Source organism: Serratia sp. ME47 (assembly GCF_903970925.1).
Classification (GTDB): Bacteria; Pseudomonadota; Gammaproteobacteria; order Enterobacterales; family Enterobacteriaceae; genus Serratia; species Serratia ureilytica.
The window spans coordinates 155933-172197 of record NZ_CAJCKE010000003.1 but is presented as its reverse complement, the minus strand read 5'-3'; the positions used below and the strand labels follow the sequence as shown (position 1 = coordinate 172197).

Genomic DNA, 16265 nt, shown 5'->3' with positions numbered 1-16265 from the left:
GTTATCCGATAATTACACGTCTGACCTTGTAATAATACTTCGTCATTAGATTACGACGCGAAGAGCCCTTTGGCGCTAACTTATTAACGACAGGCATTAGCGCGCGCTTGATCTTAGTCTGCAACAATTCTTGCTTCTGTTCTACCTTCTGACCCAACCGAGGGAAACCGGCAGGAGCTATAAGACGTTCATAAGCTTCCAATGCCCAAGGAGTCTGTATGATGTTCTTATGATAATTATCGAAGAAATCCACATGACGCGTATTCCAGGGTTTGTTTTCACCTGCAAAATGGATCATTTTAGGCTTGCTGCGTGCATCGAGAAAACGCATGTAAGTCGCAAAAGGCAAATTCGGGAAGAAATCATTAGTATTGCCATTGCCATGATAAACATTCCACTCCAGCGGCAAATAATGCACACGACCATGGAAAACTTTATTCATAATATCTTGATCAAGGAACCAATAGGTTTTGCTTTTCATTGCAGCCATCAACCTGGAGAACGTATTCTCCTGATTCATCTGCTCAATATTAAAGACTAAGATACCCGCCTGGAAATAGCCGTCCGGATCCGCCATTCCCAATGAGGTCGACAGATATTCTTTCGCCGGCATAACGCCATCGCTGGACTGCGACATTGCGCCAAACAACACAAAACCTTCCATGACGATATCTTTGACCGCCGCGATCAGGTTATCGCCTAACGGCACATCTAGCAATTCGGATAGATCGTTTTCCACTACGGTATCCGAGTCGATAAAGATCACCTTGTCAAACTGGGCAAACAGCTTAGGAATAAATAGACGAGCATAGGTCGCCGCACTGAAGTGGGCGCGGGTAAAGACACTTTTCATCTCTGAGAACGCATTGACGTCAAAGAAACGCAGATGAAAATTCTTATGTTCCGAGAGCATAGAGAAGAAACGTTTCTTACTCGCAAGTGAAACGCCGTTCTCTAACACCACCAAGTCATAATTAAGCTCGGGATTGGCATGCTTGATAATAGAGTTAATCAATGCCGCACCACTGATCGCATAGTTATCATCAAAGCAGATAACTATCGGCACATTGTTAGCAGTAAAACTTGGCTTTAGCGTGGCAGTGAACGTTTCCTGTTGAACGAAAGTGCGCTGCAATTCTTTTATTTTCAAGTTGCGTCTAGAGACCTGATACTCAATATAAATATTTAGCAGACGCTCGGAAATGTGCCCAACAACTCGTTTTTCTTGGATACTATAATTTTTAAACCTAAGCTCAGACTCAAGTCTATCTAAAATAGAGAACAACCATACGGAATACTCATCAAACATGTCCTTTTTCATAACAAACATATTTGTATAATAACCGTCCGATGCATTATTAAACTTGTCGGCCGCAGCCTGGTACTCTGGGTAAAGCTCACCAAGAATCTTTAACGCAGCATCGTAATCTTCTATATGCAAATAATCGGAAACTTTATAATGTTGGTAATTGTTTTTACTACCCGCAGCACTGACATTCCATTTTTTCGGGAGAATAACATCCACACCGGTAAGACACCGCGAGATTTGCTCGTCATTCAAGCCAAACTGTTGGTGGTAAGCTTCATCAATCTTCTCATGATTAACAACCCCCCAGTTATCCTCTTGGTAGTTTTGGATATCAGAAAAATTAAAATGACGGCGATAGTGCATAAAACCGATAAAGTCGGCAGGCTTAGCGTTTTTCCAAACCCAATAATGAGCAGTGAGCTCACAATAAAATGGGTTTTTAAAGGAAATATTGTCACCTGTATTATCACCTGGACATCCGATATCGTTGAGGCTATTGTTCTTCCCAACGTGAATAGGATACACGAGCGTCGAATCAAGAAAGGCGCTCGGCTTATGGTGACAAGTGTATATATTAATCTTTTCCATTCAAACCACCTAATAATAAAAAAGTAAACTCAGGCCATAGCTGCTCTATATTGAGATATAATAGAGTGTGCGTCACCGATACTTTTCATTTTGTGGTTCTCGATCCAAATAACCTTGTCACAGATTTTTTCCACATCCTCTAAATTATGACTAACAAAAAGAATTGTCACGCCTTTTCTTTTAAACTCATTGATCGTATTAATGCATTTACGTTGGAAGGCAATATCACCCACTGCCAACACCTCGTCAATGATGAGAATGTCCGGATCAACCTGCGTAATAACAGAGAAACCCAGCTTCGCTAACATACCGCTGGAGTAAACTCGGATGGGCTCGTCAATAAATTCACCCAGCTCGGAAAACTCGATGATTTTATCCAAACGCTGCTTTAACTCCTTACGACGAAGGCCTAACAGCGTCGCATTCAGTCGAATATTCTCACGGCCAGTCAGCTCGGGGTGAAATCCTCCGCCTAACTCCAGCATCGAAGCCACCCGGCCAACTACATGAACCGAACCGGATGATGGTTTCATCACACCGGCGACCAAACCAAGCGACGTACTCTTCCCCGCACCGTTGCGGCCAATAAGTGCAACCGACTCGCCTTTTTGCACCTGGAAGCTGATATCCTCTATCGCCAGATAACTACGACCGCTCAGTAAGCTTAGTGCCCGACGCGGGTTAAAAATCAGCTCTTTAATGCCAGATCCAATATGATGGTATAATGGATAGCGCTTAGTGACGTTTTTAAATTCTATTGCTACGCTCATTATAATATCTCTGCAAATCTGTACTTCAACTTATTGAAAATGCTGACACCAATGATAATGAACAGCAACGCATATCCGTAGAGCATGCCTATTTGATGATAATCAATTACGCCATTCATAAAAAGATCACGCCAACTCAGTATCATGTTAGCCAGTGGGTTAAAATCAATCAGGAAGCGATATTGCTCAGGAATCATATCGCCGGAGTACAAAATCGGCGTGCAGTAGAACATCAGCATGATGCCCAGCGTGATGAAACGTTCCAGATCGCGGAAGAAAAGGTTCAGCGTCGATAACATCATCGCGATCCCGAAGGTCATCATCATCTGCGCAATGCCGATAAGCGGAACCCCCCAAAGCCAGTCAATCGATGGACGCATGTCATAGACATAGAGAAAAACAATAATAACCGGAATGGTGCAAAGGAAATGCAGGCATTCCATCAGGACATTACTAAAAGGAATGACCGAACGCGGAAATACGGTTTTTTTTATAATTTGCGCATTAGCAATAAAGGAATGCAAAGAGTTCGACGTAGAACTTGCAAACCACTGCCAAGGAAACAGGCCTGTGATAATGAAAATAGTATAGTTTGGTATTTGAACCCGCATGACCAATTTAAAAATGAAATAGTAGATCATAGCAAAGAGTAATGGATTAGCAATTGACCATAAATAGCCAAAGAAGCTGCTTTTATATCTTACTTTTAATTCTTTCTCTGTGATGACCGAAGCCAAATCCCACAGATAACCTAAGCTATACTTCATATAAAAACTCGATTTAAGATTGAAATTCCCTGACAGATGAAACATGGCCGTACGTCTTCAGGTCCAGCATAGCCAGATGGCATGACGGGTAGAATGTGTTGCTGTACTAATCGCAACCACGCTACCGCCCCTGGCATTGTGGCAACCAGAGCACACTTAAAACAACCTGTTGATTTTACTTCATAACTGGGAAAACTTCCTGCGCCCAGTTCGCTACACATCGCGATGAGCGCGTGTAACCTGCCCTCAAGCTACATCCAGCCAATTCATTTTACTTTAGGAATCGGCTGGATTCGTCAGGTATAGCAGACGCTTAAGCCTGCAACATCCCCTTTAACCACTCAGAAAATGCTTCACCCTGCGTCGGATGACGAAGACCATACTCAACAAAGGCCTTCATATAACCTAATTTATCACCGCAGTCATGCGAACGCCCAACCATGGCGAAAGCCTCAACCGGTTTTTGCTCCATCAGCATGGCGATAGCATCGGTAAGCTGGATCTCACCGCCAGCGCCATAAGGCGTTTTTTCCAGCAGCGGCCAGATATCAGCAGCCAAAACATAGCGGCCAACGACAGCCAAATTTGAAGGCGCCTCTTCTTGGGAAGGTTTTTCGACGATCGCATGCATCGGCACGCTTTGGCCTGGTGCCACGGCCACGCCGCGACAATCAACCACACCGTATTTGGACACGTCTTTTTCTGGCACAGGTTCTACCATGATCTGGCTGCGACCGTGTGCTTCAAATTCAGCGATCATGCTGGCGAGGTTATCTTTCGTCAGATCAGAGGCGATGTCGTCCATCAGCACATCCGGCAGCAACACGGCAAACGGCGCATCACCGATCAGGGGTCTGGCACAGAGTACCGCATGGCCCAACCCTTTGGATTGCCCCTGCCGCACATGCATCAGGGTCACGCCTTTCGGACAAATAGACTGAACTTCTTCCAGCAGTTGGCGCTTAACGCGTGACTCCAGCATGCTTTCCAATTCAAACGAGGTGTCAAAATGGTTTTCAATAGCATTTTTTGACGAGTGTGTAACCAGAATAATCTCTTTAATACCGGCGGCGACGCACTCATTTACGATGTATTGGATAAGAGGTTTGTCGACAACCGGTAGCATTTCCTTAGGAATCGCCTTAGTGGCCGGTAACATGCGGGTACCAAGACCGGCAACGGGAATGACAGCTTTCAGCATATCTGTGGGGGCTCCCAACGACTTCAGTTTCATTAATGCAACATGTCAAAATTATCGCGATAACATTTCGACGTTATCGCCGTCCTCGGTTATGCAACCAAGAGACCGCTATTTTCTTCGGGCTGAATTATACACCCATGTGGGAAGTTAATACATTAACGCTACATAGACAAAACGTCATTTGTCTATGCAGTAACCGCCAGCCACCAAGAAAAAACCTAATACACTGAATAATAATAAAAAATAAACCATTCATGCTTTCAAACTTGTCCTAAAAGCCTCCTGACACCTGGCGCTGTTTTTGCTACCGCAGGGTAAGAGTGGCCAAAAAAGGCAAAATTTAATAAGCACGCTAATAAAAACACCAGATAATTGAGAATGATTGCTAATTGCGAGAGAGGTACTCCCCGGCATCTTCATGACCAACAACGAAAAAGCCCACATCAAGATGTGGGCTTTTTCGTCGCTTAAGTTTATATCAGTTTTCTTACTTATACCCTTGCGGATTTTTCTTCTGCCAGTTCCAAGTGTCGCGCATCATATCATCAATATTCCGACGGACTTTCCACCCTAGCTCTTGATATGCCAGATCCGCGTTCGCCCAGAAGGCAGGTAGATCGCCGTCGCGGCGAGGCAAGATTTGGTAAGGGATCGTTACGCCGGAAGCCTTTTCAAATGCCTGAACCATTGCCAACACCGAGTGCCCTACACCAGCCCCCAGGTTATAAGCCTTAAATCCGCTGATCTTCGCCAGACGATCCATCGCTTTGAGATGACCGTCGGCCAAGTCCATAACGTGAATGTAGTCGCGCTCGCCCGTGCCGTCTTTTGTTGGATAGTCACCACCGAAAATACCCAACTTCTCCAGTTTGCCGATAGCCACCTGCGAAATATAAGGCAGCAGGTTATTGGGAATACCGTTAGGATCTTCGCCGATCAAACCCGACTCATGAGCACCGACCGGGTTGAAGTAACGCAAGGCAATAATCGAAAACTGCGGTTCTGCCTTAGCGAAATCCTGCAGGATCTGCTCCACCATCAGCTTAGACGTGCCATAAGGGCTGGTCGTGCCGCCGATCGGTGTCGTTTCAACATAAGGCACCGGCGAATTGGCACCATAGACAGTGGCGGAGGAACTGAAGATGAAATCATGTACGCCGGCACGGCGCATAGCATCCAACAGAACCAGCGTGCCGGTGACGTTATTCTGATAATACTCAAGCGGTTTGCGCGTTGACTCCCCAACAGCCTTGAGGCCGGCGAAGTGGATCACGGCAGTGATATCATGCGCGCCAAAGATACGATGCAGGCATTCAGCATCCTGAACATCGCCTTGATAGAACACCGCGGCTTTCCCCGTCAGTTTCTCCACGCGCTGCAATGACTCCGCAGATGAGTTGGACAAATTATCCAGCACCACAACGTCCTCGCCACGCTCCAGAAGCGATAGCACGGTGTGCGATCCGATGTAACCAGCACCACCGGTAACTAAAATTGCCATATCAACCCCTTACGCTTCGATAGCATCGAAGCATAGTTACTCGTTCTATAAGAAGACCGTTTGTTTCATGAGACGTTCACGCAAACCATCCATTGATGGCAAAACGCATAATACAGCTCAATGGTTCACGCATGAAGCGAAAACGATATGTGCGTCCCTTGAGCGATGAAGGGTTAATGCAGCAGCATCTTTTCCTGGGGGTGAGCGTGGCATCGCACGTGGGTGGCTTCTCGTTATCTTTCAGCAGAATTCGATGCCCTCTCAGGAGCATGACCGCATACCAAGCCCAAGCCCAAGCCCAAGCCCAAGCCCAAGCCCAAGCCCAAGCCCAAGCAGACATTCTTTATGAATCAAATAAAAAACAAGTAAACACAACCTGAGAAATACACGCATGAAATTGAAAAAGAGCAGCTTAACGCTGCTCTTTCAGAGTCATGCTTATAGTGGAATAACCTCTAGCGATTGCGGGCAAAATACTGCGCCACGCGCAGCACATCCTTCTCGTCCAAGGTGCCGGAATCGCTCAACAGGGTAATCCAAGACTTGATATAGGTGTATTTGGCGGAGGCCAAGTCACGCTGGGCGCTGTAGAGCTGCTGTTCGGCGTTGAGCACATCAACGTTGACGCGCTGCCCCGCCAACACGCTCTGCCGGGTCGCCGTCACCTGCGTAGTCGCCGACTTCACCGCCAATTCGTAGGCCGCCAGTTTGGCACGACTGCTGATGCACAGATTGAACTGCTTGCGCAGATCGTTCAGCGTCGTGCCGACTTGCGTGTCCATTTCGGCCATCGCCTGGCCGTAGCGCGCCGCGGCCTGCCGGGTGGAGGCCGCCACACCGCCGCCGGAGTAAATCGGCAGGCTCACCTGCACGCCGATGCTGTCGGTACGATATTTCTGGTTAACCGTGTTATCGCTACTGGAGTCGTTTTCCGAATGCGAAGCGTAAAGTTGCACGTTCGGCATAAAGCCGGCGCGGTTTCTCTCCACTTCGTATTTCGCCGCATCGACGCCATGGCGCGAGGCGGCCAGCACTGGGTTGTTTTCCAGGGCGATCTTTTGCCACTCTTCAAACTTCGACGGGATCAGCGGCGCCACCTTGAATTGCCCTGGCCGTAAGCTCTGCAGCTCATCCAATTGATTCAACGGCACGCCGATGATCACCTCCAGCTCACGCTGCGCAGCGTCCAGCGCGTCGCGCGCTTCTATCACCTGCGCCTCTGCCAGGCTGTAGCGCGCCTGCGTTTCGGAGACGTCGGTCAGGGTCCCCTCACCCGCGCTCATCAGACGATCGTTCAACGCCAACTGTTCTTTATAGGCTGCTTTCTGCGCCTCGGCCAAGGCGATTTGATCTTTGGCATAGGCCACTTCGACATACGCGCTGATCACCCTCACCGCCAGATCGAGCAGTTTGCCGCGATAGCGCTCATCCGACATCATCGTCTGCGCCACGCCGCCTTTATAACGCGCATAGGCCTCATAATCGAACAGCGGCTGCGTCAGCGTCACCGAGCTGGAGTAGCTGCGGTACTGCTGGCGCCGCGTCGCTTCCGTAATGTTGCCAAAGAAGTCGCTTTGTGGATATTTCTGGGTTTGCCAGTTACGCGGCGAATTCTGGTAATTCAGCGATACCTTCGGCAGCAGCCCCGCCCTGCCGATATTTTCGTTTTCATCTCCCGCTTCTTTCTCTTTTATAGCCGCCCGGAAGGTCGGGTCCTTTTCTAATGCCAGCGAATATGCGTCTAAAATCCCTATCGAATAAACCGGCGCAGACATCGCAAACAAAAGGGTGCCGATAACCAGACCGGCAGCCTGTCGTTTTGAATGAATCAAAATTATTCCTCGGTTAATGAAGTATGAGCGCGATCCAAAATAGGTTTAAACAGATAGCTCAGCAGCGAGCGCGACCCCGTTTTCACGAACACCTCCACCGGCATCCCCGGCTTGATGTCCTCGCCACTGAGCATTTTCATGCCTTCCGGCGAGACCGTGACCTGCATCTGGTAGTAGGGTTCGCCATTGGTTTTGTCGACCAGACGGTCGGCGGAAACCAACGTGACCGTTCCCGGAATTTTCGGGGTTTTGTTTTGGTTGAAGGCGGTAAACATCAGATCCACCGGCAACCCGTTGTACACCTTATCGATCAGGTCGACTTTGAGGCGAGAATCCACCACCAAAGTCGCCTGGCTGGGCACAACGTCCATCAGGTGGTCACCCGCTCCCACGACGCCCCCCTGAGTGAAGATATTCAATCCGACCACGGTGCCGTCCACCGGTGAGGTGATGGCGGTGTTGCCCAGATCGAAATCGGCCATTTGCAGCTTGTTGCGGAACTCGCTGGCGTCCATTTGGGTTTGCGCCAGCTGCGTTCTGACCTCACGCTGATAATCAGCAAAGCGCTGATCGATGCGTTGCTGAGATTCCTGCAGTTGCTTTTGCAATTGGCCAATCCGCCCGACGGTTTCGTCGATACTGCTGTTCACCTCGGCGAACTGGCGTTGAATTTCCAGGTAGCGGTTGCGCGGCAGGTATCCATCCGCGGCCAACTGCTTCATGCTGTTCATCTGTTCACGCAAACTGGAAAGCTGGATCTGTTTATTGGCACGCGAATCCTGCAGGCCTTTCAACTGGAAGCGGATCCCGTCCATCGACTGCTTATAGCCGTCGATTTCACTTTGCAGCCCCTGGCGGCGGGAAGCGAACAGCTGCGTTTGCAGCGCAATAATCTCCGCGACGCGCGGCTGATCCTTGATCTTGGCGAAGATCGGGGAAAACGTGACATTGCCCAGCCCGTCCCGTTCAGCAAGCAGGCGCCCTTCGGTAGCCAAGGTGGTGTAGTACTGATCGCGCAGCGAATCGACCTGCGCTTGCGCCTGCACCTGGCTCAGTTGCACCAGCACCTCGCCGGCTTTCACCTTATCGCCGTCTTTCACCGCGATATTTTTGATGATGCCACTGGCCGGAGCCTGCACCGTTTTACGATTGCCGGAAACGGTTACCGAGCCCGGCGACGCCACCCCTTTATCCAGAGGCGCAAACGCCGCCCAGGCCAAGAAGCCGAACACGCCCACTCCCAGCGCCAACCACCCCAGGCGGGTATAACGACGCTCATCCAACGGGATCTGTTCTGAGTACGAGTCATGCGGCTCGCCAATATGCGTAGACATACCAACTCCTTTGACTGCCGGCGACGCAACGGCGCCGCCAGGCGAGTTCACGGCTTAATTAGTTTGAGTTTTAGGGATATCGCCTTCATCCGGCTCGGAGTTCACCGCACGCACCGCCTGCGGAGGCACCTGCGCTTTTTGCGCATTCGCCAGGGCCTGCAATACCTGCTGCGTTGGGCCAAATGCATTGACGTTCCCGTTAACCAGCAGCAACAGCTTGTTGGTCATCGCCAGCAGATTGGTACGGTGAGTAATCAGGATCACCGTTTTATTGCGCTGTTTAAGGAACGTAATGGCCTGGTTCAACGCCCGCTCACCGGCATCGTCCAGATTGGAGTTGGGTTCATCCAGCACGATAAGAGACGGATCGCCATACAGCGCACGCGCCAAACCGATACGCTGTTTCTGGCCGCCGGAAAGCCCGGCGCCACCGCTGCCGATCACCGAATCATAGCCATTGGGGAAGCGCAGAATCAGCTCATGCACGCCGGCCAACTTGGCGGCCTCAATCACTTTCTCCGAGTCCAGCTCGTTGAAGCGGGCGATGTTCTCCGCGATGCTGCCGGCGAACAGTTCAATATCCTGCGGCAGATAACCGATATAGGGCCCCAACTCGTCCTTGTTCCACTGGTAGATGTCGGCATTGTCCAGTCGCACGATGCCTTCACTGACCGGCCAGATGCCGACCAATAGACGCGCCAGTGTCGATTTGCCGGAGGCGCTTGGCCCAATAATCCCCAGCACGTCTCCCGGCTGAACGGCGAAACTGACGTTATGCAATACCGCGCTCCCCTTCGAGCCCGGCGGCGTAGCGGTCACCCCTTCAACGGAAACCACCCCTTCCGGACGCGGCAACGACATGCCGGTACCGCGAGGCGGATGCTGTTCCAGCAGGCGCACCAGACGCTGATAAGCCAGCTTGGCGGAGCTCCAGCTTTTCCATACGTTAATCACTTGCTCGATCGGCGCCAGCGTGCGCCCCATCAAGATGGAACCGGCGATCATCATGCCCGGCGTGATGTGCCCATCGATCGCCAGCCAACCCCCCAGCCCCAAAACCAGCGACTGAAGCGACAAACGCACAAACTTGGTGATCGATGTCACCCGCGATGCCCGTTCGCTGGCGATACGCTGACTATTCAGGAAGCGCTGGTGTAAACCGAACCAGCGTCCCTTCAGGTTAGGCAGCATCCCCAGTGCTTCGATCACTTCGGCATTGCGCAAATTCGTGCTGGCCAGATTGCCTGACATGATTGAAAGCCGGCTGGCATCCGCCAGCGGCTTCTTCGACACCACTTCGTTGATCACCGCCAGGGCGATCAACAGCAAGGAGCCCACCAGGGCGAACAACCCCAACCAAGGGTTAAACAGGAAAATCACCAACAGATAGATCGGGAACCAGGGCGCATCGAAGAAGGCAAACAGCGCACTACCGGTCAGGAATTGGCGCACGTTGGTCAAATCGCTCAGCATCTGGCCGGCATCGGACGAGCCGTTCTTTAAATTCGCCTCGTAAGCCGCCGTATAAATGCGCGTATTGAGGCGCATGTCCAGCTGGCTGCCGATGCGGATCACCACCATGCTGCGCACGTATTCCAGCAAGGACATCATGCCGAACATCCCCAGCATGATCAGCGTCAGCATTAACAGCGTGATTTCATTGCGCGAAGGCAGCACCCGGTCGTAAACCTGGAGCATGTAAATGGAAGGAACCAGCATTAACAGGTTAATAAACGCAGTAAATATACCAACGGTCCAGAAGACTTTGCTGCGTGTACGTATAACATCCGCAATTTCGTTGCGCGGGATAAATTGATTCACGTTCTGCCCTTACATCATGTGCACTGTCAGTCCAATCCGCATTGACCCCCTACCTAAAGAAATTCCTAAAAAAAGAATTATCCCGAGAAGGCTCACCCCAAAGAAATGCCCGAGACTGCAGATACTTTCGTTAACTATAGGTAGAGAAAGTGAAAACCGGCAAGGTGGGTCATAAAAAAAAAGCCGGTCAACGCGCCTGACAAAAGCCCAACAAAACAATGCGATATGAGAAAATAAAAGCAGGGAGGGAAGAGAACGAAATGGAATAACTTAGAGAGGATGACGCCGCTCACAAAATTAAACATGCGGGGGATTACGCCCCCGCATTATTTAACCCCAAATAGTTCCACATGGAATTATTTGTTATTGCAACTTTACCCTTAGGCGTAGTGCAGAGTATCCACCAATTGCTGGTGGTTCTGGCCAGTCAGGTAAATGACCGTATCGTTGGCATCCAGCGTGTGGTTATTGTTATTGTCAATAATCACATAGGAGTCAGCATTGTTACCTGTCCCGCTGAACACCACAGAGGCCACACCCACTTTCCCGGTCAGCGAGTTTGGATTGCTCAGCCCCAGGATGCCGCCCAACAGGCCGACGACGCCGGTAGTCAGACCGCCAACCAACGATCCCAACAGCGCATCCAGCGTATCTGCAGCGCGGGTACCGTAGTCTGATACCGCAGTGCCGGTATTGGACAAGGTCAGGCCGGAAGCGGCATCGACGATCTTGTCTTTCGCGGTGCTGAAGTCGGTGATGGTGACCCCCGCCTGCGAGTTACTGGATTTCAGATCGTAAGTATTCGCTCCGTTACCGCCAGTCAGCGTAGTATTACCCAGCACGTTGAAGCTGTCGGTCGTCGACGTCCCTTCCACCGTCAATTGGTAACCGTTCAGACCCAGCGTGTTCAGCAGCGGAGTCAGCAGCGCCGTGGTAGCCGCACTCAACGGCAAGGCTTTCAGCAGTTGCACGATAATACCGTCACCGGTACCCGCATGGCTTGAATCCAGGTTCAAACCACCGGTATTAGCAGAGGCATTGATGTCGCGCACGTTGCTGTAACCCGCGCCCACGGTCAGGTTCAACGCATGGTCGCCGGTCACGTTGATATTCTGAACCTGCGCGTTGGTGCCTGCCAGAGACAGAATATTGCTGAACGCACCGGTCCCGCCGGAAGCCACGTTCACCGCCGTCAATGCCGTCCCCAACAGAACGCTGCTGCTGCTGTTCAGGCTGATGGCGCCAGCATTCACGTTGGCAGAGCTCACCGCATCAAAGTTGATGTTGAAGTGATCGGTAGCATTCTGCACGAAGGTGAAGTTCAGCGTACTGGCGGAGGTCGCGTCCCCTTTCACTTCCAGCTGCGCGGCGTTGCCGCCGGCGGCGTTGATGACGTTGACGTTAGCCAGGCCGGAGATCACAAACCCTTGCGCACCCAGGTTGGTCGCCGCCGCGTTCTGGGTGACAGTGCCCCCCGTGGTGCCTTCCACCGTGGACGTGCCGTTGGTCAGGCCAAAGTCGAAGGTGTTGGTCGGTGTTGTGACGGTAGTGGTAGTCGGTGAACCAACCAGCGGTGTCGTAATCAGCGTACCGACAGACTTGCCGATATAGCCGGTCAGATCAATCTGCTCGAAGTTCGAGAAGTTGTTGGCGTTACTGGTTACGGTGCTGGTACGAACGCCCAGGGCGTTCTGGTTGGTCACCACGGTTTTGGTGATGAAGTTGGCGGAGATGGAGTCCGTCCCTGCGCCGCCGTCAGCCTTGACGGTATTGGCGACGGTGTTCGCCGCGCCGGCGACGGCGTTACCCGCCCAGTGCAGGCTGTCGTTGCCGGCGCCAAGGTTAAACTGCGCGGTACCTGTCGCGATGTTTGCCGTCGAAGTGACGACCACGTTATCTGCGCCGGAGCTGGCATTCAGGATCACGTTGCCGTTGTTGACGGTGACAGCAACCCCAGAACTGGCGCCGTTGTCAGACAGATTCACCGTTGCCGCGCTGGTGCCGTTGATGGTCAGGTTGGCTAAGTGATCGGCGAACTTCAGGTTGACCAGGCTGGCGGCGTTGGCGTTCAACACCACGTTGGTCAACACCGCGGTCTCCGCATTGCTCAACGCATGGCTGGCGCCGGTATTGACGGTGCCGGTGCCGTTGCCGCCCCCCGCCGTAACAGACAGATTGGCATTAGTTTTATACAACAAGCTGGTGCCGATATCGAATTCGAAAGCATGCTGTTGAGTTACGGTTGCCGCATCCGTTGCGGTCGAAGAGCGCAGATCATTAATAATCGCTTGGGTAATGATCCCTTTGTCTGAGCCCAATGCGCTGTAAATAGCCAATTGGGCCGTCGTGGCGGCAACGCCGTGCACCGCGGTGAAAACATGCTGGATAAAATCAGTGCCGGTTAACTGCCCGCCCTTACGTTGGAACTCGGAAGAACTAACCAGGTTACCGATCAATGAGTTATATGACATGCCGGCGGCTAACGCTTTGCTCCAGGTGTCTAAACCGGATGCATCAACGCCGCGTTCCGGAACGCCCAGGTAGACAGCCGCGATTTGTTCCTGGAACGCCAATCCTGGGAGATGGCCTGGTTGGTACACGGTCGTAGCGCTATTGAAATGTTGCTGCGCCGTCAGATCGCCGGCCGCGACGGTGCCACGCAATGCCTGGATAATATCAACCACCAGATCGGCACGAGTCGCGCCCCCCTGCAGCAATGACAGGAAGCTGGCAGATTCGGCAGAGGATGGCGCACGCTCGTAACCAAATTGGAATAGACGGGCGATAAATGCGTCATCACTCAGCGAAGTCAGGTAAGAACGCCCCGCAATGTTGGCGGCCGCGGCCTGAGTGATCGTCATCCCGGCATTGATTTTAGCGCCAAAATAGTTGACGGCATCGGCAGTCACGGTCGAACCGATAACATGCAAAATAGCTTGAATATCCGATGCACCCTGCCCTAAGGCAGCGGAGGCCGTCGAAGGATATAGCAACGTGTTAACCGTGTTTTGGAATGCGGTCTGTTGAGCCAATATCGTGGCGTCGCTACCGCTGTAGTTCAGCAACCCGCTGACGACATTGGAAACCGCCGAACTCAGGGTGTTGCCATTCAGGAAATCAGTCAGTTGTTGAGATGTGGCGGCAGAGCCGTACTCACGGGTATAGATAATCTGCAGAATTTCCGAGTCGGTTTTCCCAGAATAGAGCGCATTCCCGCCGGAAGAGCTGATGAAGAACTGTGCCAGTTGCGCTGCGGTTTGTGTGCCACCCTCGAGCTGCTGCCCATAGGTGTTGATCTCGGTCAGAGACGGAGTACGTCCCAAAACCGAATAGTAGATCGCCGCCGCCTGCTGCTGAGATGCTAGAGAAGCCATAAAAAACTCCTAATCTAAGTGAGATAAGGTAAAAAGAACGTTCCACACAACTTTCGATGTTCAGCAACATAAGCTTAGCTGCTGAATTTAAAGAAGTTTGGTCTTGCCTGTAAACTCAACATCAAATTAATAGCAATAAAATCAATTCCAGCTAAATAACTCTCCTAAACGCGCCCATAGTTATTTACTGAGTAAAGTATCTGATGACCGGATCTGTCAAGGAACGCAATGAGATTATTGTTATGTCAATTAAAGGCAGCACATCTAACGGTAAGGCGATGGTTAATAAGATGATTTGTTTAAACTTCGAATAAAATGGCAATGATATTGTCATTTTCATATAAAGATCGCTTCAGTGGTGGCTCAAACCTAAGTTAGACAGAGAAAAACCATACTAAATAGAGAGGATTTTTTCAGACGTGCAATGCCGGTTAGTCGCCGCGAAGGGATGGGGGATAGGGCATAAGTGATATAAAGATAAAAACTATCTCATTGAAGAATAAGTACATTACATGAACATTGAAAAGTTGGAGCACGGTGATGAAGGCGGGAAACAGGCATAAAAAAGGCATCTTCATCGATGGTGATGAAGATGCCCATAGATAATACCTGTAGAAATGAATCAGGTAATCGCAGCAAACATGCTCAGAGAGGCATCGCTTTGACCAAGCTGGACTTAACTCGTCTGCCAAAGTGGATCGATGGCAACTCGATATATTTGTATACCAAATATGAAACCGGCAAAGTTAAAGTCGCCCCGACGCTCCCCCAAAGATAGCGAGTGCCATTGTCGAGATTAGCTGTCAGATGTTCGAATACAATCAATAGGCTAGGATGAATCAGATAAATAGAGTAGCTAATAACACCCATAAGCACCATGAATTTGTTATGAATTTTGAGCCGCGTTGTCAACAGGATGAACAGCAGCATGCTGAAATAATACGTCAAAGTATATCTCATCGTATGCCCAGGCTCCGAACCATAGGAATAGAAACTGACTAGCGGAATGACACAAGCAAAAATCGCGATATAGTAAATCGCCTGTTTTTTAGCGAATAGATCGCCTTCCAACAAATATGAACGCCATAAACCGCCAAACATCATGAGTGACAATGCAAGCGGCAGAGCGACAGGAAACGCAGCATCCAGTTTATGCCTGGCAACTCCCATCGCCAGAGCAACACCTAACATGACAAGCGCAGAAATAAAATTGAATCTTACCTTGTTGAGTAACCCCAGAATGAAGGCAAATACACACATGATGTAAAAGACCAGTTCAATAAACAGCGTCCAATATACGCCGACAATATCTTTCACGTGCAAAGCCGTTTGAAACATGGTGATGTTGGCCAAAATTTGCCGCAAGGGGAACTGCTCACCAAAGCAAAAAGAAACAAAAAGATACAAAAACAACGAGAACCAATACCCAGGGTAAAGCCTGAAAAAGCGCGAGATAAAGAAGGCTTGAACACCGCCGTTTTCACGACGAAAACTAAAGGGAATGATAAACCCGCTGATAATAAAAAATAATACGACACCTATTTTACCGATATCAAAAACATGGGAAAAAATATACTTATCGTAACCGTAAATCGGCACCAGGAAATGGGCAATAACTACACTTATCGCCGCAATTCCTCGTATCGAGTCTACATAATCCAAACGAACAGGAGTTTTATTGTCAGCGGTGGTTTTCGCCTGTTTATCTATTTGCATAGAAACCACCTGATGTTGAGAAAAATATTTATCAGTCATAATCCAGGAAAAA

At 50.4% G+C, this 16265-nt stretch carries 10 protein-coding genes; all 10 read right to left on the bottom strand.

Translation table 11 applies throughout. The features are described 5' to 3' along the window. Position 1: 1 nt before the first annotated feature. Entirely contained in the window at positions 2-1897 is a 1896-nt protein-coding gene (locus H7A77_RS04750) for a DUF4422 domain-containing protein (protein ID WP_182073879.1), read from the bottom strand. 29 nt (positions 1898-1926) lie between these two features. Further along, positions 1927-2667 (bottom strand): ABC transporter ATP-binding protein, encoded by a 741-nt coding sequence (locus tag H7A77_RS04745; protein WP_072628001.1) that lies wholly within the window; start codon positions 2665-2667, stop codon positions 1927-1929. Beyond that, positions 2667-3434, bottom strand: a complete 768-nt coding sequence (locus H7A77_RS04740; protein ID WP_072628003.1) for an ABC transporter permease — start codon at positions 3432-3434, stop codon at positions 2667-2669. The genes H7A77_RS04745 and H7A77_RS04740 overlap by 1 nt, the downstream gene beginning before the upstream one ends. Positions 3435-3747: 313 nt before the next feature. Further along, the gene (gene galU / locus H7A77_RS04735; protein WP_033650619.1) at positions 3748-4635 is read right to left on the bottom strand and encodes a UTP--glucose-1-phosphate uridylyltransferase GalU; all 888 of its coding nucleotides are present in this window, start codon (positions 4633-4635) and stop codon (positions 3748-3750) included. Between the two features lie 487 nt (positions 4636-5122). Beyond that, entirely contained in the window at positions 5123-6136 is a 1014-nt protein-coding gene (gene galE, locus H7A77_RS04730; protein WP_182073878.1) for a UDP-glucose 4-epimerase GalE, read from the bottom strand. A 455-nt stretch (positions 6137-6591) separates the two neighbouring features. After that, positions 6592-7968, bottom strand: coding sequence for a TolC family outer membrane protein (locus H7A77_RS04725; protein ID WP_033650617.1), 1377 nt, complete (start codon positions 7966-7968; stop codon positions 6592-6594). A 2-nt stretch (positions 7969-7970) separates the two neighbouring features. Then, complete coding sequence (locus tag H7A77_RS04720; RefSeq protein WP_042784051.1) at positions 7971-9302, bottom strand: HlyD family type I secretion periplasmic adaptor subunit; 1332 nt, start codon at positions 9300-9302, stop codon at positions 7971-7973. 54 nt (positions 9303-9356) lie between these two features. Then, complete coding sequence (locus H7A77_RS04715; RefSeq protein WP_033650615.1) at positions 9357-11123, bottom strand: type I secretion system permease/ATPase; 1767 nt, start codon at positions 11121-11123, stop codon at positions 9357-9359. A gap of 380 nt (positions 11124-11503) precedes the next feature. Next, positions 11504-14497: a DUF4214 domain-containing protein gene (locus H7A77_RS04710; RefSeq protein ID WP_182073877.1), complete on the bottom strand. Its 2994-nt coding sequence runs from the start codon at positions 14495-14497 to the stop codon at positions 11504-11506. A gap of 645 nt (positions 14498-15142) precedes the next feature. Continuing rightward, a complete protein-coding gene (locus tag H7A77_RS04705; RefSeq protein WP_182073876.1) occupies positions 15143-16213 on the bottom strand; it encodes an acyltransferase in 1071 nt (356 codons plus the stop codon). Positions 16214-16265 lie beyond the last annotated feature (52 nt).

Coding starts and splice junctions, on each gene's coding strand:
- H7A77_RS04705 (WP_182073876.1), bottom strand. CDS start 16,213: ATGCAAATAGATAAACAGGCGAAAACCACCGCTGACAATAAAACTCCT.
- H7A77_RS04745 (WP_072628001.1), bottom strand. CDS start 2,667: ATGAGCGTAGCAATAGAATTTAAAAACGTCACTAAGCGCTATCCATTA.
- H7A77_RS04740 (WP_072628003.1), bottom strand. CDS start 3,434: ATGAAGTATAGCTTAGGTTATCTGTGGGATTTGGCTTCGGTCATCACA.
- H7A77_RS04720 (WP_042784051.1), bottom strand. CDS start 9,302: ATGTCTACGCATATTGGCGAGCCGCATGACTCGTACTCAGAACAGATC.
- H7A77_RS04750 (WP_182073879.1), bottom strand. CDS start 1,897: ATGGAAAAGATTAATATATACACTTGTCACCATAAGCCGAGCGCCTTT.
- H7A77_RS04710 (WP_182073877.1), bottom strand. CDS start 14,497: ATGGCTTCTCTAGCATCTCAGCAGCAGGCGGCGGCGATCTACTATTCG.
- galU (WP_033650619.1), bottom strand. CDS start 4,635: ATGCTGAAAGCTGTCATTCCCGTTGCCGGTCTTGGTACCCGCATGTTA.
- galE (WP_182073878.1), bottom strand. CDS start 6,136: ATGGCAATTTTAGTTACCGGTGGTGCTGGTTACATCGGATCGCACACC.